The sequence below is a fragment of the Kitasatospora sp. NPDC058243 genome (assembly GCF_042882025.1).
Lineage (GTDB): Bacteria > Actinomycetota > Actinomycetes > Streptomycetales > Streptomycetaceae > Kitasatospora.
In genome coordinates, this window is record NZ_JBHVWW010000021.1 from 98,368 (window position 1) to 117,162 (window position 18,795).

Genomic DNA, 18,795 nt, shown 5'->3' on the forward strand with positions numbered 1-18,795 from the left:
CCCATCAGCCGAGCCCGGTCACAGCCGGGCCGTCAGTCCCAGCGGGCGGATCCCGACAGGCCCCTGACGCATCCTCAAGTTACTATCAGGTATTTTTAAGGGGCCTTTCAGGTGAACATTGCCACTTCTTGAAGGATTACCCGTGCTCCGTCACCCGTCCCGCCGCCTCGGCCGCGCCGCCCGCACCACGCTCACCGCCGCTCTCACCCTCGGCACGGCGCTGGCAGCACTGCCCGCCGCCCCCGCCTCCGCCTCCGCCGACACGCAGATACCCGCCCCGGCGGCGCCCGCGGCCACCGACACCCCGCACCTGGACGCCGTCGAGCAGACGCTGCGTCAGGTCTCACCCGGCCTGGAGGGAACGGTCTGGCAGCGCACCGGCGGCAACAGCCTGGACGCCCCCGCCGGTGACCCGGCCGGCTGGCTGCTGCAGACCCCGAACTGCTGGGGCGACCCGAACTGCACCGACCGGACCGGCAGCGAGAAGCTGCTGGCCAAGATGACGGCGAACATCGCCGGCGCGACCCGCACCGTCGACATCTCCACCCTCGCGCCGTTCCCCAACGGCGCGTTCCAGGACGCGATCGTCGCGGGCCTCAAGGCCTCGGTGGCGGCGGGCAACAAGCTGACCGTACGGGTCCTGGTGGGAGCCGCCCCGCTCTACAACATCACCGCGCTGCCGACCAGTTACCGAGACGACCTGCTGGCCCGGCTCGGCCCGGCCGCCGCCGGCGTCACGCTCAACGTCGCCTCGATGACCACCTCGAAGACCGCCCTGTCCTGGAACCACTCCAAGCTGCTGGTGGTGGACGGCCGCAGCGTGATCACCGGCGGCATCAACAACTGGAAGGACGACTACATCGACACCACCCACCCGGTGTCCGACGTCGACCTCGCGTTGACCGGCCCCGCCGCCGCCTCGGCCGGCTCCTACCTCGACACCCTGTGGGGCTGGACCTGCAAGAACACCGGAGTGCTGTCGAGTGCCTGGTTCGCCTCCAGCAACGGCGCGCCCTGCCTGCCGAACCTGGAGAAGGACGCCAACCCCGGCCCGGTGCCGGCCACCGGCAACCTGCCGGTGATCGCGATCGGCGGCCTGGGCGTCGGCATCCGGAACGTGGACCCGGCCTCCACCTACCAGCCGGACCTGCCGGCCGCCGCCGACGCCAAGTGCGGCCTGGTCGCCCTGCACGACAACACCAACGGCGACCGCGACTACGAGACGGTCAACCCCGAAGAAAGCGCGCTCCGGGCCCTGGTGGCCGGCGCCACCAGCCACATCGAGATCTCCCAGCAGGACCTGAACGGCACCTGCCCGCCGCTGCCGCGCTACGACCTGCGCCTCTACGACCTGCTCGCCACCAAGCTCGCCGCCAACGTGAAGGTGCGCATCGTGGTGAGCGACCCGGCCAACCGCGGCACGGTCGGCAGCGGCGGCTACTCGCAGATCAAATCCCTCGCGGAGATCAGCGACGCGCTCCAGGCCCGGCTGGCGGCCCGGACCGGCGACGCGTCCGGCGCGAAGGCCACCATGTGCCGGAACCTCCAGCTCGCCTCCTTCCGCGCGGCGCCGACCGCGACCTGGGCCGACGGCCACCCGTTCGCACTGCACCACAAGGTCGTCGCGGTCGACGGCTCGGCGTTCTTCGTCGGATCGAAGAACCTCTACCCCGCCTGGCTGCAGGACTTCGGCTACCTGGTGGAGAACCCGGACGCGGCCGCCCAGCTCGACGCGAACCTGCTGGCACCCGAGTGGCGCTACTCGCAGGCCGACGCCACGGTCGACTACACCCGCGGCATCTGCCCGAACTGAGCTCGTTCTCCATCCGCCAGGACCTTCCGGGCCCGCCCATGGACTCGCGGGCCTCGGGGCACTGGACGGCCCTGCCGACGTCGTAGCGGGGTGCCCGGTGTCCATTCTCGGCACCGGGCGGCCGTTCTTGCAGGCAGGCGCCTTCCCCCATCGCCTCGGGGCCTCGCTGCTCCAGCTAGGCGATCGGCCGGCCGCCGGGGGTGGGCGGTGGCGACCGCGTCCTCGGCGGCCGTGTCCACGAGGTCCTGCGGTGGGTGGGTGCTGCTCGTCCTGTCGTCCTGGGACGGTACCCGGACTCGCGCGCCGAGGTGCCGTGAGCAGCCGAAGCCTCGGCGGGGCTCGGCCCCGGCCGCCGGTCAGATGGGCAGGTTCCAGGTGGGGCCTTCTTCGGTGCCGATCCACACGCGCTGGCCGTCGCCGTCGACCGTGATGCCGAAACCCTCCTGGTGGGGGGCGCCGTGTTGCTGCCAGGCCTGGATGGCGGCCTCGGCCTGGTCCCACAGGCGCAGGGGCCCGCGCTGGGTGACGGTCCAGCCGCCATCGAGGTTCGGCGTGGTGCGGGCGTGGGAGCCGGTGGCGAAGTCCACGAGGATCTGCTGGTCTCCGGCGCCGATGATCTCGGCGGAGGGGGCGGCGAGTTGGGCGACCCACTTGCCGGTCCAGTCACCCAGGATCGCCGGGTCGATCTCGCTGGGCCGTGCGTCGCCGGAGAGCAGGGTGACGGGCTGGCGCGGGGGCCGGTCGTGCGGCCGGGCGACCATGAAGTTGACGTAGCCGGGCAGGAAGCGGCCGCTCGCGCAGCCGGGCCCGGTGACGGTGAGGAGTGCGAGGCCGAAGGCGAAGCTCCACCCGGTGAAGGTGGCGAGGATCCTTCCGCCGGGCCTGACCTGGTGGAGCCACGGGAGGGGGAGGTGGCGGACCGAGCAGGTCGCGATCAGCCGGTCGTACGGTCCGCCGTCGGCGTACCCGGCGAGGCCGTCGCCGATGACGAGGGTGGGAGAGTAGCCCGCGGCTTTGACCGCCTCCGCCGCCCGCGCCCCGACTTCCGGGTCGACTTCGACGCTCACGACGTTCTGTTCCCCGAGGCGGTGGGCACCGAGGGCGGTGGAGTAGCCGGTGCCGGTGCCGATCTCCAGCACACGGTGGCCGGCCTCGACGTCGAGCTGCTGCCACATCCCCAGCACGAGGGAGGGGAGGGTGGAGGAGGACGAGGGGGCGCCGGCCACCGGCCCCTGGACGTCGGAGGGGCTCAGATGGCCGTCGAGCTGGGTGACCAGCGTCTGGTCGCGGTAGACCCCCTCCAGGCGGCCGGGGTTGTCGCACAGGACTGGAGCGTAGGCCGTGGGCGCGCTGGCGGGCACGGGCAGGAAGTACTCGGGGACGAAGGTCTCGCGCGGCACGGCGGCCGCGGCCGCGCGCCAGGCCGGATCGGTGAGGGCGCCGTCGGCGGTGAGCCGGTCGACGAGGGCGGCGCGCAGTTCGGCGGGGGTGCTCACGGGTTGGTGCCTCTCTGGAGTCGGTCGGCCAGGGCCTCGGCGATCAGGTCGGTCATCGGCGGCGGGAACCACGCCCACTGACCGTTCGGGTTGCACTCGAAGAAGTTCCAGCACCCGGCGGTGTCGACGGCGAAGTCGAAGGCGCCGAAGACCAGGCCGAAGGCGCCGAGGTAGCGGGCCACGGCAGCGGCGACATCGTCGGGCACCGCGACCTGGGTGTAGGTCAGGAGGTTCTGCCGGCGGCGCCAGTCGAGGTCGGGGCTGTCGATCCGGACCGCGAACAGCCGTGTCCCGACGGCGGTGAGGCGCACGTCGTACGCCTTGTCCACCTTGGCCTGGAACAGGTGGGGGCAGGCCGCGACCGCCTCGGTGATCTCCTGCGGCCTCACCTCGGACACCCACGCCTGCGCGGCGCGGCCGTCCTCTCCCCGGTACGGGCTGTTCCACAGCGGCTTGTAGACGGCGCCGCCGACCTGGGCCCGGCAGAACGCGCGGGCCTGGTCCGGGTCCGTCGTGATGACCGTGGCCGGGACGGTGAAGCCGCTGGTGAGCGCGGCATGGAGCTGGACGGGCTTGTGTTCGGCCTCGCGGACCCGCCAGGGGTGGTTCACGTAGTGGGCGCCGGGAAGCGCGGCCAGAATGCCGCCGACCCCCCAGTGGGCTTGAGCCCGGCAGAACGCCGCGTCCTGCCCCTCCATCCCGGCCGGGGCCTCGTACGTAGAGGGGCGGCTGTACCAGACGGATCGGACGCGGCCGAGGTCGAGGACCCGGGTGGCGGTGGTCAGGGTGCCGCGCTGTCCGTCCTTTTCGTAGCGGGTGGTCAGCGCGGCGCCCTGCTGGAGATCGGCACCGGGATCCGTGCGGACGACCGGCACGCCCCGCTCGGCCAGGATGCGGAGCACCACGTCCGCCGTGGCGTCGTAGGGGTTGGTCAGGACCAGCACGGTCCGTGGCCGATCTCCGGTCATCAGCCGGTGCCCTGGTCCTGATCGTTGCTGGTGATGCTGTCCATGTCGGTGGGCGCGGCCTGGCCCCCACTGTTCCCGTCGCCGCCGCCCTGACCGGTGCTGGTCGGGCTGCTGGTGTCGGTGCTGGTGCCGTGCGCACCCATCGTGACCTGCCGGCCTTCACCGTCGAAGTAGACGGCGACCTGGGTCTCCGGATCGATCACGGCGATCAGACCGGGAACGGGCTCGGTGTCGGGGTAGGGCCTCATACGGGTGGTGCCCCACGGCGGTTCGGGCGATCGGGTCATCCCGGTGTACCTCCTTCAGGGCCGCGGCCGTACGGCCGTCAGCACAAGCAGGTTCCCACAGTACGTAGTTGAGAGAATGCTTACCGTAGCGCGCATGCCGTTCGCCAGGGGTTCCGGCCAACTCGCGTGGGCCTGGCCGTGTTGCTCGCAGCGGACGGGCGCCGGTCGAGGACTCCCGGCGAGAACCGGTGCGATGACGCATCGCGTCCCGCGCCGACCTGCTGGGCACCCGGGCGGCGGTGACCAGTACCGAGCACCTGTGGCTGCATCACGCCCTGGGCACCGTCGCCCGGGCGCTGACCGCCCGCCTCGACGCTGCCGCCCGCGCGTACGAGGGCTGAGCCGGGGACGGGGGCGCCGGGTAGCTCTCCCGGCTGGTGTGACCAGGCGGTGCGCGATGGAGCCGGGGTGTGGGACGTGACGGAAATGTGTTCGCCAGCGGGGGGTGTCGTTGCTATACGATCACTCGGCCGACCGTCGTGAAGCCGCGGCGGGCCCATCCGTGTTTCAGATCCCGAGGGACCGTTGAAGATCCGTCATTCGCTCGCTGCCGTCCTCCTTGCCGCAGCCGCCGCACCCGTCGCCCTGGGCGCCGCCCCGGCGTTCGCCGACACCGTCCCGGCGGGGCAGGGGCAGACCGACCCGGCCGAGACCAAGGCGGACGAGGAGAACCGGGCAGCGATCGAGAGGATGCTCGTCTACCCGAACGACTACCTGCTCACGGCTCCGAGCGACTACCTGCGCGAGCACGCGGGCCAGGCCCTCGCCGGCACCCCCGCGGACCGGGCGCGCTTCCTCGCGGTGGAGGCGGACAGGATCCGCCGGGACGACGCGCGGATCGCGATCCTGTGGACCATGAACGCCGCCGGCCCGGCCGTCAAGAAGGCCGCCAACACCGCGTTCGGCTCGAACGACCTCGACGTGTTCCGCGCCTACCTGAACGTCGGCCAGTACACGGCCCGGGCCGAGGACGAGAACCGCGCCAAGGTGCAGCAGCTCCTCGACGACCCGAACAGCGGACCGGGTGTGCGCGAGGGCGCCCAGCAGGCACTGGCGGGAACCGCCGCGGATGTCGAGCGCTTCCTCAACACGGGGCTGAAGACGGCCGCCGAGCACGACGACCGGGTCCTGCTCAGCCAGATCATGTCCCGCGGCGGCCCGGCGGTGAAGAAGGCCGCCAACGCCGCGATGTCCGGCACCATCGAGGACGTCCGCGCCTTCCTGAAGACCGGCCAGTACGTCGCCCGGGCGGAGGACGAGAACCGCGCCAAGGTGCAGGACGTCCTCGCCGACGCGGGCACCGGCCGCCACGTCCGGGAGGCGGCCGAGAAGGCGCTCGCCGGCAGCGCGGCGGACGTCGAGCACTTCCTGAAGGAGCAGTTGGAGCCGCTGCGGGCGGGCGACGACCGGATCCACGTCACGCAGCTCATCGAGGCCGGGGGGCCCGAGGTCCGCAAGGCCGGCCTCGCCGCGCTCGACGGCGGCATCGCGGACGTCCGGGCCTTCCTGAAGGAGGGCCAGTTCACCGCCCGGGCCAAGGACCAGGCCGCCGCGAAGACCACTGCCGAGACCACTACGGAGACCTCGCGGGGCGGCTCCGGCACCACCCAGGCGGTCACCGCCGTGACCCCCGACGCCGCTGTCGCGCCCGTCTCGGCCACCACCGGGACGACGACCACCGGCACGACGACCGCCACCACCACGGACGGCCGGAGCACCGCCGGTGGCTCGCTGGCCGCCACCGGCACGACCGCCCCGCTCGGGCAGCTCGGCGCCGCCGCCGGCGCGGCCGTCGTGCTGGGCGCCGGCGCGGTCGTCGCCTCGCGCCGCCGCTCGCAGACCTGATCGCCCTCCTCCGCCGGCCGGCCCGCACCTCACACCGGCCGACGGAGCGTTTCCCCCACAGCCACGCCCACGCCCACAGCCGGGCCGACGTCGGCTGGTCGCCCCGACCGGGCCGCCGGCGTTGAGGCGCGGCGTGTCCGTGAGGCGGAGCAGCGGCGGTACCGGGGGCGCCGTGATGCCTTTGGTTGCCGGGGAGTTGGCGGCTTGGGCAGGCTGGGGTGCCCAGTGCGCGCCTCGGGACGCTCGTGAACGCGACGGTCCCTGCCGGCTGGCCATCGCCCGGCCGGTGTGGGTACGCCGGCCGGCCGGCCTGCCTGCCTGCATTGCCGACTCCCGGAGTCCTGCGGTGACTTGCGTTCCGGCGGCAGCCGAGGCCTTCGCCATCGAGGCGAGCCTTCGCGGCACTTCGTCTGTGCTCGGCCGCGGCCGTCGGTGGGGACGGTCAGGGGTGGGCTGCGGGGACGGTCGTCTCGGGGCTGCGGCGTTGGGGAAGGGTGATGCCCTGGTCTTGGGCGGTCGGGCCCGGACGGAGGGTCCATGGCACCTGGTCGGTGCTGGTGAGCCATCCGTTCGCCACGAGACGGTGCACGATGAAGAGGTTCACCTCGCGCAGGTCGGGGCGCGAGCCCAGCCCCTTGCACAACTGCCTGAACGACGGACCGTGTCCGTGCTCGACACGGAAGGCCACCGTGAACTGCGCGGCCTGCGGCCCGCGGTCCGGGTGCGCGTCCTTCCACCGCTTGTACGCGGTCTGGCTCCTGGCGTCCAAGGAAGGGTGCTGAGGCGGTCGGGGCGGGGGCAGCGTGAAGGCCATCGCGACCCGTTCCGGGCCCAGCGCGCACAGGGCGCAGTACTCGACGCTCTCCGCGTGCCGCCGCAGGGCGGGTGTGGCCGCGTCCTTCCACTGCGTCCACGCGGCGGCGTCGAAGTCGAATCCCGGAGTCACGGTCGTGCCGGTGCGGGTGCCGGCTTCGGGGTCTGCAGCCTTCTCCTGGGCGGTGGGCGGACGCATGCCCGCGAGGTGGCCCACCTGGGGATCCAGGCGGTAGCGCCCGTCGGCGAGTTCGGCGAGGAAGCCCTTGGCCAGAAGGTCCGGCAGAGCGGCCCGGCAGGCTTCGGGAAGGTCGGGCGGGATTTGTCCGAGGAGCGTGGAGGTGCTGTGTGCGGCGGCGAACAGGGCCGCCAGCCGGGCGGCCGGCGGGAGTTTGCGGACCGGCTTGGCCGACAAGGCCCGTGTGGTCCACCCGGATACGCGCGAGCGCACGGCTTTTCCGAACGGCAGGGGGTGGTCGGCCTCGCGGGCCAGATCCGGCACGGTGACCGGCGTCGCAGGTGCGACCGGGTCACTGTTGAAAATCGTGTCGTCCATCAACCAGCCCAGGCCGCGGAGGGCGTCGACCGCTTCGCGGGGATCACCCAGCCGCAGGGCGGACAGGTCAGTACCGGTGAGGTTGCCGGTGCCGCCGCGTGCGGCTCGGATCGCCACCACGACGGCCAGGAGCTGCTGGCCGGGATCCGGCAGTGGCAGGGCGGCCACGTAGCTCAGCAGCGTGCGCGCCGCCGCGCCTTGCTGGGGTGTCAGGAGGAAGGGCAGCGCCTGGGGTTTGCCGGCCGGAACGGCGGTGGCGTTGCTGGAGCTGGGGGTGGATGCAGGCTGTGGCACGCCTCCCCCAACGCGCCGCACCGGCTGAGGTTACTGCCTGGGTCCCGTCCGGAGCAGCCCGCCGCCCGCCGGGCCGCGAGGCGCCGACGTGGTGGGAGACGGCTACGGCTGCGGCTGCGGCCGAACGGAAGGGGTCGGCGGTTCCGTGCGCGGACTGCCGAGCCGAGTGCCGCGATCTTCCTGGGACGCATGGGGGTCCGCTTCGCCGGAGGCCGCCGAGAGCCGTCCAAGCGCTCGGACCCGGTGGAGGTCCCACCATGCGAGCCGCTCTGGTTGTCCATCAACGAGAAACCGGCCAAACGCCAGGTGAGCGGCGGACGATCCGGTTGTCTGCGGACAAAGCAGGGGACGCGGGGTGAGTGCAACGCCGGGCGAGCTCGCGGACGGTGACCCCCGACGTCACCTCCCGCACGAACCCGGCCAGGGCATCCGCCTGCTCGGTCTCCCCCTTGAGCCGCCCCTGCGGACGTCCAACACCAGCCACCCCAAGCCCCCTTGTCCTGTCCGGCGGCCAAACCGGGTTGTCCGCCGCCCACCTGGCCTTCGGCCGGGTTCTTGTAGATGGACAATCAAACAGGCTGCACTGTGGAGTCTCCACCGGTTCTTCGGACAACTTGCAGGGTCCCTTGACATCCTCCCCGCCCTAAAGGACGGGGATTCCTAGCTCACTTCGCCTGGCCGTCAGCGACGGGCAGGGCTTACAAGATCAGCACTAGCCGGGTCGAGACCAGCCCGGACGAGCATCACCCGGGCGGAGTTCTTGTCCCTGGGAGAGGAGACTCCGCACACGGTGCACGTATACGTTCTCTCGGAAAGAGGAAGGCGGTGCTTGGCTCTCGCACCGCAGTGCGCGCAGTCCATGGTGGTGTGCGCGGGGTCGACCAGGTGCACGGACCTGCCGTGCTTGCGGCCCATCTCGATCAGGGCGCGCTTGGTCGCCCCGATCGCGGCGTCGGCGGCCTTCCTGGCCATGGTGGTCCTGGCGAGGAACTTCGGCCGGAAGTCCTCGACGGCTATCGCGTCATGGTCGCGGACGACCTGCTTGGCCCACTTGCGGCCGGTGTCCTGCCGCTGCCGGGCGACCTTCCTGGATACCTTCGCGGCCTGCCGCCGGGCCTCGCGGTAGCCCTTCGTCTGCGCCTTCCCCTTCGGGGCCCGGCGGCGCGCCATCTGCCGCTGGTACTTCGCCAGACGTCGGGCGGCCGTCCTGCCGTGCTCCGCGTGCGGGAGGTCATGCGCGTCGGACGTGGTGGTGGCGGTCTCCCTCACGCCCCAGTCGATCCCGATGACCGCACCGGTCTCCGGCAGCGGCCGGACCTCGGCGGCCACGACGAACGAGGCGTACCAGTGCCCGACCGCGTCCTGGTACACGCGCACACTCGACGGGACACACGGCAGGTCACGCGACCACACCACCGTCAGCACGATGCCGCCCGCGAGGTGCAGCCGGCCGTCCTTGAGCCGGAACCCGCGCTGCGTGTAGTTCAGCGACGGCCGGGAGTCCTTGAGCTTCTTGTGCCGGGGCATCCCGGCGCGCTGCTTGACCGGCAGCTTCGCCTTGACGTCCTTGAGCGCCTTGGCGCGGGACCTGGCGAAGTCGCGGATGGTCTGCTGCTGCGGAACGGACGCGCCCTCGCGCAGCCAGCTCATCGACTGCCGGGCCCCGGTCAGCATCCTGTCGAGCTGTGCGGGGCCGCACGTGGTCTTCTCCGCGACGGTCGCCCTGTTGTGCTTGTGGACCTTGCGGGACATCGCCACGGATTCGTTCCACACCCAGCGGCACTTCCCCCACTCCGCTTCGAGCAGTGCGAGGGCGGTGGCCGACACGCGGAGCCGGTAGGTGTACCGGGCGTACCCGGCCTTACCGGCCGTCGCTGTCGTCGTCATGAGCCGCAACCTAACAGCCCCCACCGACAACAGAAGAAAGCGCAGGTCAGAGCAGATGTGCAGAGAACTCCGCCGCTTCACGGCTCCGGGCCGAGGACCCATTCCTCCCCGGCCTGAAGGCCGGAGCCTCCTGGGAGAAATCAGGTGACACGGCCGTCTCCGCGTACGAACACGACCGGCCGGACCACTGGGGAGCCGCTCCGGCCGCACCGGGAATAGCGCGGTGTGGCGGGAGAGATGGGCGTCGGCAGTCGATCGTATTTGTGAAACCGTTTCGGCAAGAGCCAAGGAATCCTCACAAATCGTCCGGAGCGCTACGTGTGGAAAGCACTGCAGACCACAAGATTGACAAGAAAGAGGAAGAAAATGCGCAAGCAGTTCGCGCTGGCCGCGGCCAGTGCCATCCTGATGATCGCGTCTGCGGCCGGCACCGCCTCGGCCCAGGCGGCCGCCGGCGAAAGGAGCGACGCTCCTGCCGTGATCTACCCGATCGCCGTCAGCAGCGAATCCCTGGCGACGGTGTGGGACAACTGCATCCACACCCAGGCATGCCTGTTCTCGGACACCAACGGCGGCGGCCAGATCTGGGTGGTTCCCAGCTCCGGACGCTGGAGGCTTGCCAACTACGGCATGGACTCCAGGACGAGCTCCTTCTGGAACAGGAGCGGCGGCACCCTGAGCCTTTACGAAGGCGACAACTACCTGATGGGCTCCGCCCCCTACGGCCCGCCGGTGAACGTCCCGTGGGGAATCAACGACAAGGCGACCTTCGTCAACCTCTTCTAGCAGCACCGCCGTTCAGCCAGGGCGGCGCCAGGGCCGTCAAGGACTGGTGGTGAGCATGTCGATGCTGATGGCGGCCTTGTAGGCAGCTCGGTCGATGGCGGGTCCGCGAGTCTTGCATCCAGAGATCGCTCGTTCAACGATGCGCTCTTCTGCGCGGACCCGCCATTCGGCCAGGAGCCTCCAAGGAGGTCTCCCGACTGCCGATCGATGGATCAACGGCCCGTCAAGCAAAGGAAACCCGCACCACAGACCCCGTAGCAGCCGCCACTGGGTCTCTGAACAGAAATCACACGAGAAGGAGCATCGAATGATCAAGCGACTGGCGGGAACGGTGATACCCGTCCTCGCAGCAACAGCACTCCTGACCGCCGGCCCGGCCAGCGCCGCCGGGACCGGCTGGTCGAGCTGCGACCGCGGCTTGTGCGACTACGCCTACGTGGAAGGCGCGATCGGAACGATCACGGACGACAGCGACGACGGAATCGGGGCTGCCCTGGACCTCTATCTCTCCAGCGGCGAACACACCGGCATCTTCATGATCGCTATGGGACCCAAGGCGAAAACCTTCAAGTACCCCATCAAGCAGGCCCGGATCTGCAACTGGAACGGCAGCCTCTCGTCGTGCGGTGCCTGGAAGTACTTCCCATAAGCTCACCAGCCACGAGCAGCCGGTCCAGTCGGCGGCGAGAGCGTGGTCAGCCTCGGGGCCGAACCGGCGCCAGATCACCGTGCCGGCCCCCAGGCGCGCATCAGCAGCAGCGGACGGGGCAGCACCGGGCGGGCGGGACGGCCACGGATCCCGCACAGGGTCCGCCCCCTGTCCCCGGCGTGCCCGACACCGGGCACACCCTCGACCCCGACCGCGGGGAACTCCGCCAGCACGCGCGCGGTGCGGCGGGACCACAGCGGGCCCGCCCCGGCGGCGGGTTGACGCCGCCGGGGAGGTGGGGAAGCGGGGGTGGGGAAGCGGGGCGTTCGTGCGGCCGTCCGTCTGCGGGGCGGGTGAGGTGGTTCGCGCTGCCCGGGACCGCTGACCCGGCCGTCGGCCTTCGACTCGCGCAGCACCATGGTGGCGACGCCCTGGCGCCAGTCCGGGAACGTCACCGGAGCGCTACATGGTCCAGCGGATGGTCAACGGCTTGCCGTAGCCCGCGAGGCCTCGAAGGAGGAGCTCACCCAGGACGATTCCGCTGTCGGTGACGAAGAACGGCATGGAGTACGGGAAGTCCTGCGACCACGCGGGAAGCGCGATGACGGACCCGTCGGGATTCCAGCGCTGCGCGTAGAGCTGGGCGCGGGCCGGCCACGGGTCGCTGGTGTACCCGACGATGACGCCCTGGTCGTTGATACCGGTGGCGACGCTCGTGAGCGTGGTCGGCGCGAGCGGCACAGGCGTGCCGTCGACGGCCCAGCGCGCTGCCTGTCCTCCCAGGCTGCCCACCACCGTGCCCGCGTTGTTCACGGCCTTCGCCTGGCTGCCCGCACCCAGGTCGGAGACGGCGCCGGCGGCGTTCCAGACGAGGGCGTGGTCCGCGCCCGGCTCACCGCCCGGCCGGCCGGCCCCGATCACGACGCCGGAGTCGGTGATGCGGGCCGCGCTGCTGGTCACGTAGCCCGCCGGCACGTCGAGCGCGGTGACGGTCCCATCGGGGCTCCACGCCACCGCCCGCCGGGAGGCGATACCGCCGGCCGGGTACGAGTAGCCGACTGCCGTACCCGAGCTGTTGACGGCGACGGCCTCGCTCTCGGTGTCACCCGGCAGCGGCGGCAGGACGACGGGTGCACCGCTCGGCGGCCACGCGACGGCGTGCTTCGCGCCCTCCGCGCCCGCCGCGCCCCAGGAGGACCCCACCGCGGTGCCGTTGTCGCCGATCGCGGCAGGGGACGCCGTCGTGTCGCCGGGCAGCGGAAGCAGTTCGGTCGGTGTGGACGGGGAAGTCCATCGCACCGCGTGCTGCCGGCCCCCGACCTGCGCGCCAGAAGTCCCTACCACGGTACGGGCGTTGTTGATCCCGACCGGACTGCCACCGGCGTCCCCCGGCAGCAGCGCGAGTTGTTCGGTCGACCAGTCCGCCTTCCAGAGCAGCATGTACGTCCTGATGTTCTCGTTACGGGTGAGGTCCCCCACGATGACGAAGGAGACGCTGTCCCCGTTGCCGTTGGCGGCCTTGAGCTCACTGGAGTAGGTGCCGGGCTCGATGGGCGGCGACCCGACCGAGATGCCCCCGGGGTAGGGGTCGGCGGCCGCCGCCGGTGCCGAACCCACGGCCAGGGCCGCGGCCGTGGCGGCGGCGACGGCCGCCGCGACTGTGCGAGAGGTGCGCTTGCTCATGGGTGTGCAGCTCCTGTCTCTCGTTGACGTCACGGAGGCACCGCCGAGCCGATGGCACGCCGCTTCCCCGCCCCCGTGCCGCGCACCAGTCTCCGCCAGCCCGGCCGGGACGCGCAGCCCGATCGGTGATTTGCCCCCGACCGGTTCGTCGCCGGATCAACGCGAACTCGCCGACAGAACACGGATGTTGCGGCACCGGAGGGCGACTTGCGGCCGGATCCTGGGGGACGAAGGACAGGTGTCCCGCTATGGTCGGCTGGACACTCAGGATCCGGGGTACCGGTCATCGACGGAAGCGGGGCTGGAATCGGCATGGTCAGGTCTGTGGTGCGGTTGATCACCGGGGCACCGGGGGCGGGCAAGTCGACACTTCTGGGCCGGCTGCGGGAACGGCCCGTCACGGTGGTCGACTTCGACGAACTGCCCGACGACGACGGCCGGTTGCTCGGTATCGACATCACCTCCCCGGACGCGTCCGGCATCTGGCCCGACTACAACCGCCTGTGGGTGCGGATCGCGGGCATGCTCGCGCGAGGAGGCGGGCCCGTCCTGGTGTCCTGCCCCCTCACCCCGGCCGAGTGGGAGGCCGCCGCGGCCGATGTGCCGGACGCCCCGGAGGTCGTCTGGGCCCGGCTGGACTGCGCGGACCACGACCGCCGCGTCCGTTTGGCCGCCCGCGGCTGGAGCGCGGAGCAGGTCGAGGAAGCCCTCCAGGACGCCGACGAACTGCGCGAACTCGTCCCCACGGCCTTCACCAGCTCCGACCGTACCCCGGTGGAGGTCGCCGAGGACGTCCTGCGGTGGATCACCGGCTCCCCCGACGCCTGACCCGGCGACGATCGGAACCGACTCCCCTCCCCCGGACGGGTCGACCACGGCGACCGCTGCCGGCGGCCACACGACCGGCGCCGGTGACCCCCGGCAGCCGGCCGTCGGGTGTTGGGTGTCGGGTGTTGGGTTGACGAGATCGTTCGTACTCGGGACCATGTGTCGCCGCGTGCGTGCGCGGGTGTGTGCAGACCGGATTCGTGGGGTGTGGGGTCATGAAGTTCGTGGTGTCCGAGCGGTGCGTGGGAAAGGTCGGGCTGGCCGTCGGCGCGGTACTGGTGTTGGCGGCCTGCGCGGCAGGCGGGGGCGATGGCGCGACGGCCGGTTGGCCGGGGGCCGGCAAGCCGGCGCACGGCCCGGCCCCCACCGAGGCGGTCGACTCCGTCAACGCCGTCAGCTCCGTCGGCTCCGTCAACGCCGTCAGGGCCGCGTTCGGCAAGGCTGCCGGGACCGAGGAGCTCACCGGGCTCGGCGCTGCGTCCGGCCCGGTAGCCGGGGTCCAGCAGGCCGGTGCGCCCGCGACCGCCCTCTCGATCACGGAGGGCGAGGTCGGCGAGGTGGGTCCGCACGGGACGATCACCTACCCGTCGGTGACCAGCTGCCTGGTCGTCACCGTCTACCTGCGGGACGGCGGCAAGGTCGGCGGCCATGTCAGCCTGTTCCAGGTCCCGGGGAAGTACTACTCGGACGAGGTCCTGCCGGCCATCAGGCGTGCCGTCGGTGGCCGACGGGTGGCGGCCGTCGACGTCAGCGGGGCCGTCGGGGCCTGGAACCCCTCGTACCTTCAGAAGGCCATCGAGCGGTACACCGACGGATCGGTCCCCGAGCCGACGGGCGACGCGAAGGGGATCGGTGACGTGGTGGCCAAGATCCTGGGCCGACAGGGCAAGGAGGTCACCGTCCGGGACGTACCGGACGGCGACATCACCAGGTGAGCAGCACGTCGACGGCCCGGCTCCGCTCAGAGCGCCAGTTCGACGAGGCCCGCGAGCAAGCCGACGACGATGCCCAGGACCGCCACGGCCGCAAGCCCGATGAAGAGGCCGACCACCAGGGTCATGACCTCCGGGGCCTCACCACGCCGGACTCCGACGAGCAGCCAGCCGGCCGGCACGGCGCCCAGTACGAGGACCGCGCCCGCGCCGGCGCCGTACTTCACGGCGGGCGACGACGACGGCTCGTAGGCCACGCCCCGCACCAGCCGCACCGGGAGCCGGGTGCCGGCCCGGTGCTTGCCGGTCGTGCCGTTCACCACGATCGGGCGGGCCTCGCCCGCGGAGGCGCCGGCCGGCGTGAACCGCCCCTGGCAGTTGGTGCCGTCGCTGTTGCCCTCGCTGTCGGACACCTCGTAACAGCGGTCCACCAGCACCACGCCGTCCGGCGGGCCCAGCCCCATGGCCGCGCCCATCCGCTCCGCGCTCAGCCACCAGGCCAGCCACACCGCCCCGGTCAGGAGCGCGACCGCCAGCATCCCCGCCACCGCTCGCACCGCCACACCCCACACGCCGCCTCCCCGCGCACGCACCACGACCGCTACCCCCCGTTGTTGCTGCTGCGCTCGCCGCCCCCGCCACGAAGCCGCGCCCGCCGCGCAGAGCCTGCCCGACCGACCGCCGGGACCGATACGGCCAACTGAGGATGACAGCAAGGAAGTTGGCGTGCAATGCCCCACCCGGGCCCGGCAGCACCCGATGCCGGTGAGCGGCGTGGCGGCGGACGGACGCGCCAGTGCGCACGTGGAGGCGGTGCCGGCGTGGCGGAGGCCGCAGTCCGGTCCGCTCTTCTCCTCAGCTCGGCGCGGGCGCCGCACCGTCGAGGACGAGGTCGATGACCTGGAACCTCACCACCAAACTCGTCTCGGTCCTGCGCGGCCACGCCGACCCGCGGCTGCTGGACGACTACGAAACCGAGCGCCGCGCAGTGGGCCGGATCACCGTGGACCAGGCACTCCTGCGCGCCCGCGACCGCGCCCGGGCCCCGCCCACGCCTCCCCGGCCCCCCTCACAGCCCTCGGCGCCGCCACGCGACAGGCGTTGGGTGGCTTTGTTCACGAGAACCGACAGCACCTGTACACGAGTTCGGGCAGCACTCGAAGCTCTGCAGAAATCGAACAGTTCTGACTTCAGGCAGCACGGGCCCCTGCCGAGAGTTCGGCAGGGGCCCACGGTGCAGAGATCTGTTGACGGCCGGGACCTGCCGTCGACCAGTGGCAGGCCGACCGACATCGGCTACCGTCTGCCGCCGGTCCGACGGCCCGGCCTCACCTCAGGTGTCGGGTGAAGAACTGGGCCGCGGCGTCCCCGGCGAACTGCGGGACGCCGGTGTGCCCGCCCATGTTGGCGTGCAGGGACTTCTCCTTCGAGCCGAAGGCGTCGAACAGGTCCAGGGCCGCCTGCCGGTCGTTCCCTTCGTCGTCCCACTGCAGCAGGACATGCAGCGGAATGGTGACCTGCCGGGCCTCCTCGAACATGGAGCGGGGCACGAAACTTCCGGCGAACAGAACGGCGGCCGAGATGCGCGGCTCGACCACCGCCAGCCGGATGCCGATGGAGATCACTCCCCCCGAGTACGCGACCGGGCCGCCGATGTCGGGCAGCGTGAGGAGGGCGTCCAGGGCGGCCCGCCATTCCGGGACCGCCTTGTCGACCAGCGGGAGGACGAGGGCGTCGACGATCTCGTCGCCGACCGGCTCACCGGCCTCCATCGCCCGGCGCAGGTCAGCGCGGGCCTGCTCCACGGCGGGCCAACGGGGCCGGTCGCCGCTTCCGGGGAGCTCGATGGTGGCCGTGGCGAAGCCATCCGCCGCGGCGTGCCGAGCCCGGGCCACCAGTCGGGGGTACATCCTGCGCAGTCCGAGGGGAGGGTGGCCGAGCAGGATCAGCGGCGCCGGTGCGGATGCGGATCCGGGCGTCCACAGGATGCCGGGGATCTCGCCGAGGGTGAACTCGCGCTCGAGGACACCGTCGTCGAAACGCTGTTCAGAAGTGAAGTGCATGGTCGTGCCTTTCGGGAGGGCTCAGATACGGCGCTCCCGGACGACCTATCGCCCGACCGTGACCCCGGAGGAGAGCACCCATGTGAATACTGCGTTCACGGGTACCACCTCCTCGTTCTCTCGCACGGCCTCCGAAAACATAGCAGCGGTCACCTCGCCCACCAAACGGGTTTTTGCGGAGGGCTCTACCGGTCGCGCCGAACGCCGGGCGTCGTCGGACGGCTGAGCTCCACGGCGGCCTGGACGGTGTTCGCCTGGTGCTCTGCCTGGCGGGCGACGGGCAGCCAGCGCGGCTGGAAGCGCTGCTGGTACTGGGCGCACCAGTCCTGGAGGAGGTGGTCGAGTCGGGCGGTGGCCGGTGTGGTGGGTGCCTTGGCCGCCTCGGCGGCGCGGCGGAGCAGCGCGGCCGCGCGGACCGGGATCCGGTGGGCCCACAGTTCGATGCCGGCGAGTCTCGCCTCGGTCATGGGCGTCGGGTGGAGGAGGCGCTGTCCGGCGGCCTGCGGGTCCCATTCGTGGGCCAGTTGCCGCGATGCCGTCAGCGGCGTGCGCGCGGCCCGGAGCAGGGCGGTGTCGTCCAGGTGGGGCAGAACTTCGTCCATCAGGTCGGTGACCAGGCGCCCGCGCTCCCGGACCTGGCCGGCGCAGGCGGTCAGGCGCGCGTAGGGGTCGTCGGCCGGGCGGGCGTCCCCGAGGTGGGCGCTGGCCCAGACCGGCGTCTCGACGATGACCGTCTCGCCGCCGTAGCGCTGGGGGGCGAACCAGGTGGTGGCGCGGACGCCTCCTGTCTCCTGGTGCTGGTCGGGGTGAGGTTGGGGCTGGTCGGCGTGAGGTTGGTCGGCGTGAGGTGGCGCCAGCATTCCGGTGCTGCTTTCCTGCTGGTCGATGTGGTGCGGCGCCATCATGAAGACGCCCGGGCCCGCTTCGCGCAGCCAGAAGGCGTCGTAGGGGCCGGTCTCGACCGGGATCCCGAGTCCGGCGGCGGATTCTGCGAACGGCTCGGCGAGGCCGGCCAGGTCGCAGGTCGACTGGAGGAAGGTCCCGCCGACGTCGGCGCTGTGGAGGGAGAACTGGAGGGACGGCCGGAGGTCGTCGATCAGGTCGAGGAGGATCCGGCTCTCGGGCAGTCTCCCGCCGATCGCCGGGGCCCACTCGGGTTGTTCCTCGGCGGCGGGGCGGAAGTAGTGCTCGAAGTACTCGGGCAGGCTTCGGGTGCCGGCGCCGGCCTCTGCGAGGCGTGCCCCGTCGGGGTCGAGGCAGAGCAGAAAGTTCCAGGTCACCGCCTCGTGCAGAGACGGCTGCGCGAGGACCCGGTGGGCCAGTTTACTGCAACCGCATCTGGGCGTGACTGTGGGTGTAGGTGTTCGTTGTCTTGACTGTGTGCCTATGGGTTGACGGTTGAGCAGGTTGAGTCGTGGTCCGAGGGGATAGCCGGGTTTCATGCCCGGTTCGCTCGGCATTTCGGGAGGTCGGAGCCCCGCGAGCGGGCGCTGGACTACCTGATCGGGCTGCTCGCGCCGTTGGAACGCAAAAACGGCTGGACGGTGGCCGAGCGGGTCGGGCAGTTGCGTCCCGACGGCGTCCAACGTCTGCTCAACCACTCCGACTGGGACGCGGATGCGGTGCGTGACGATGTGCGGGACTTCGTCATGGAGAGCATCGGCACCCGGGACGGCGTACTGATCGGCGACGACACCGGGTTCCTGAAGAAGGGAACGAAGTCCGCGGGTGTCCAGAGGCAGTACACCGGAACAGCCGGCCGCACGGAGAACAGCCAGATCGGGACGTTCCTGGCCTACACCTCAAGCAGGGGGCGGGCGTTGATCGACCGCGAGCTCTATCTGCCGCTCTCCTGGACCGATGACCGCGAACGCTGCCGGGCGGCGGGGATCGGG

Annotated in this window: 18 protein-coding genes; 8 read left to right on the plus strand and 10 right to left on the minus strand. The window is 71.6% G+C overall.

Features of this window, described 5'->3' with window-relative positions:
- The first annotated feature begins 142 nt into the window (after nucleotides 1-142).
- Nucleotides 143-1,813 carry a phospholipase gene (locus ACFVX9_RS16725; protein ID WP_380486397.1) on the plus strand — a complete coding sequence of 557 codons (1,671 nt, stop codon included), beginning with the start codon at nucleotides 143-145 and terminating at the stop codon, nucleotides 1,811-1,813.
- 356 nt (nucleotides 1,814-2,169) lie between these two features.
- Here ACFVX9_RS16725 and tgmC read toward each other — a convergent pair whose 3' ends face one another.
- Genes tgmC through tgmA form a run of 3 tightly spaced genes read right to left on the minus strand, consistent with a single transcriptional unit; the run spans nucleotide 2,170 to nucleotide 4,564 of the window.
- On the minus strand, nucleotides 2,170-3,309 hold the full coding sequence (gene tgmC, locus ACFVX9_RS16730) for an ATP-grasp peptide maturase system methyltransferase (protein ID WP_387982222.1): 1,140 nt from the start codon (nucleotides 3,307-3,309) through the stop codon (nucleotides 2,170-2,172).
- Nucleotides 3,306-4,277, minus strand: coding sequence for an ATP-grasp ribosomal peptide maturase (gene tgmB / locus ACFVX9_RS16735; RefSeq protein ID WP_387982224.1), 972 nt, complete (start codon nucleotides 4,275-4,277; stop codon nucleotides 3,306-3,308). Before tgmB ends, tgmC begins: the two co-directional genes overlap by 4 nt.
- Nucleotides 4,277-4,564, minus strand: a complete 288-nt coding sequence (gene tgmA / locus ACFVX9_RS16740) for a putative ATP-grasp-modified RiPP (protein WP_363373772.1) — start codon at nucleotides 4,562-4,564, stop codon at nucleotides 4,277-4,279. Before tgmA ends, tgmB begins: the two co-directional genes overlap by 1 nt.
- 525 nt (nucleotides 4,565-5,089) lie before the next feature.
- Here tgmA and ACFVX9_RS16745 point away from each other — a divergent pair.
- Entirely contained in the window at nucleotides 5,090-6,409 is a 1,320-nt protein-coding gene (locus tag ACFVX9_RS16745) for an ALF repeat-containing protein (protein ID WP_387982226.1), read from the plus strand.
- Between the two features lie 442 nt (nucleotides 6,410-6,851).
- Here the strand turns inward: ACFVX9_RS16745 and ACFVX9_RS16750 are convergent, their stop codons facing one another.
- Nucleotides 6,852-8,072: a hypothetical protein gene (locus tag ACFVX9_RS16750; RefSeq protein WP_387982228.1), complete on the minus strand. Its 1,221-nt coding sequence runs from the start codon at nucleotides 8,070-8,072 to the stop codon at nucleotides 6,852-6,854.
- A 681-nt stretch (nucleotides 8,073-8,753) separates the two neighbouring features.
- Nucleotides 8,754-9,959, minus strand: a complete 1,206-nt coding sequence (locus ACFVX9_RS16755; protein ID WP_387982229.1) for an RNA-guided endonuclease InsQ/TnpB family protein — start codon at nucleotides 9,957-9,959, stop codon at nucleotides 8,754-8,756.
- Between the two features lie 366 nt (nucleotides 9,960-10,325).
- Between ACFVX9_RS16755 and ACFVX9_RS16760 the strand changes: the two genes are divergently transcribed.
- On the plus strand, nucleotides 10,326-10,745 hold the full coding sequence (locus ACFVX9_RS16760; protein ID WP_380486385.1) for a peptidase inhibitor family I36 protein: 420 nt from the start codon (nucleotides 10,326-10,328) through the stop codon (nucleotides 10,743-10,745).
- 307 nt (nucleotides 10,746-11,052) lie between these two features.
- Entirely contained in the window at nucleotides 11,053-11,394 is a 342-nt protein-coding gene (locus ACFVX9_RS16765; protein WP_380377949.1) for a hypothetical protein, read from the plus strand.
- A 74-nt stretch (nucleotides 11,395-11,468) separates the two neighbouring features.
- Here ACFVX9_RS16765 and ACFVX9_RS16770 read toward each other — a convergent pair whose 3' ends face one another.
- Together ACFVX9_RS16770 and ACFVX9_RS16775 are read right to left on the minus strand one after the other, a co-directional pair.
- The gene (locus ACFVX9_RS16770; protein ID WP_387982232.1) at nucleotides 11,469-11,849 is read right to left on the minus strand and encodes a hypothetical protein; all 381 of its coding nucleotides are present in this window, start codon (nucleotides 11,847-11,849) and stop codon (nucleotides 11,469-11,471) included.
- A gap of 7 nt (nucleotides 11,850-11,856) precedes the next feature.
- Nucleotides 11,857-13,077 carry a hypothetical protein gene (locus tag ACFVX9_RS16775; protein WP_387982234.1) on the minus strand — a complete coding sequence of 407 codons (1,221 nt, stop codon included), beginning with the start codon at nucleotides 13,075-13,077 and terminating at the stop codon, nucleotides 11,857-11,859.
- Between the two features lie 312 nt (nucleotides 13,078-13,389).
- Between ACFVX9_RS16775 and ACFVX9_RS16780 the strand changes: the two genes are divergently transcribed.
- Nucleotides 13,390-13,905: an AAA family ATPase gene (locus ACFVX9_RS16780; RefSeq protein WP_380377945.1), complete on the plus strand. Its 516-nt coding sequence runs from the start codon at nucleotides 13,390-13,392 to the stop codon at nucleotides 13,903-13,905.
- Nucleotides 13,906-14,120: 215 nt separating this feature from the next.
- Nucleotides 14,121-14,840: a hypothetical protein gene (locus ACFVX9_RS16785; RefSeq protein ID WP_387982236.1), complete on the plus strand. Its 720-nt coding sequence runs from the start codon at nucleotides 14,121-14,123 to the stop codon at nucleotides 14,838-14,840.
- A gap of 26 nt (nucleotides 14,841-14,866) precedes the next feature.
- Here ACFVX9_RS16785 and ACFVX9_RS16790 read toward each other — a convergent pair whose 3' ends face one another.
- A complete protein-coding gene (locus tag ACFVX9_RS16790) occupies nucleotides 14,867-15,385 on the minus strand; it encodes a hypothetical protein (protein ID WP_387982238.1) in 519 nt (172 codons plus the stop codon).
- Between the two features lie 347 nt (nucleotides 15,386-15,732).
- Between ACFVX9_RS16790 and ACFVX9_RS16795 the strand changes: the two genes are divergently transcribed.
- The gene (locus ACFVX9_RS16795) at nucleotides 15,733-16,185 is read left to right on the plus strand and encodes an FAD-dependent monooxygenase (protein WP_387982240.1); all 453 of its coding nucleotides are present in this window, start codon (nucleotides 15,733-15,735) and stop codon (nucleotides 16,183-16,185) included.
- On the opposite strand, the gene ACFVX9_RS16800 is transcribed toward ACFVX9_RS16795, so the two are convergent.
- A complete protein-coding gene (locus ACFVX9_RS16800; RefSeq protein ID WP_387982242.1) occupies nucleotides 16,166-16,900 on the minus strand; it encodes a dienelactone hydrolase family protein in 735 nt (244 codons plus the stop codon). The genes ACFVX9_RS16795 and ACFVX9_RS16800 overlap by 20 nt on opposite strands.
- A gap of 185 nt (nucleotides 16,901-17,085) precedes the next feature.
- The gene (locus tag ACFVX9_RS16805) at nucleotides 17,086-18,180 is read right to left on the minus strand and encodes a 3-hydroxyacyl-CoA dehydrogenase (RefSeq protein ID WP_387982244.1); all 1,095 of its coding nucleotides are present in this window, start codon (nucleotides 18,178-18,180) and stop codon (nucleotides 17,086-17,088) included.
- A gap of 147 nt (nucleotides 18,181-18,327) precedes the next feature.
- On the opposite strand from ACFVX9_RS16805, the gene ACFVX9_RS16810 reads away from it, so the two are divergent.
- On the plus strand, nucleotides 18,328-18,795 hold a 468-nt coding region (locus ACFVX9_RS16810; protein ID WP_387982249.1), incomplete at its 3' end, for an IS701 family transposase.

Excerpts from the sequence above, each read along its gene's own strand:
- tgmB (WP_387982224.1), bottom strand. The coding sequence starts at position 4,277 with ATGACCGGAGATCGGCCACGGACCGTGCTGGTCCTGACCAACCCCTAC.
- tgmA (WP_363373772.1), bottom strand. The coding sequence starts at position 4,564 with ATGACCCGATCGCCCGAACCGCCGTGGGGCACCACCCGTATGAGGCCC.
- ACFVX9_RS16755 (WP_387982229.1), bottom strand. The coding sequence starts at position 9,959 with ATGACGACGACAGCGACGGCCGGTAAGGCCGGGTACGCCCGGTACACC.
- ACFVX9_RS16760 (WP_380486385.1), top strand. The coding sequence starts at position 10,326 with ATGCGCAAGCAGTTCGCGCTGGCCGCGGCCAGTGCCATCCTGATGATC.
- ACFVX9_RS16765 (WP_380377949.1), top strand. The coding sequence starts at position 11,053 with ATGATCAAGCGACTGGCGGGAACGGTGATACCCGTCCTCGCAGCAACA.
- ACFVX9_RS16775 (WP_387982234.1), bottom strand. The coding sequence starts at position 13,077 with ATGAGCAAGCGCACCTCTCGCACAGTCGCGGCGGCCGTCGCCGCCGCC.
- ACFVX9_RS16780 (WP_380377945.1), top strand. The coding sequence starts at position 13,390 with ATGGTCAGGTCTGTGGTGCGGTTGATCACCGGGGCACCGGGGGCGGGC.
- ACFVX9_RS16785 (WP_387982236.1), top strand. The coding sequence starts at position 14,121 with ATGAAGTTCGTGGTGTCCGAGCGGTGCGTGGGAAAGGTCGGGCTGGCC.
- ACFVX9_RS16795 (WP_387982240.1), top strand. The coding sequence starts at position 15,733 with ATGACCTGGAACCTCACCACCAAACTCGTCTCGGTCCTGCGCGGCCAC.
- ACFVX9_RS16800 (WP_387982242.1), bottom strand. The coding sequence starts at position 16,900 with ATGCACTTCACTTCTGAACAGCGTTTCGACGACGGTGTCCTCGAGCGC.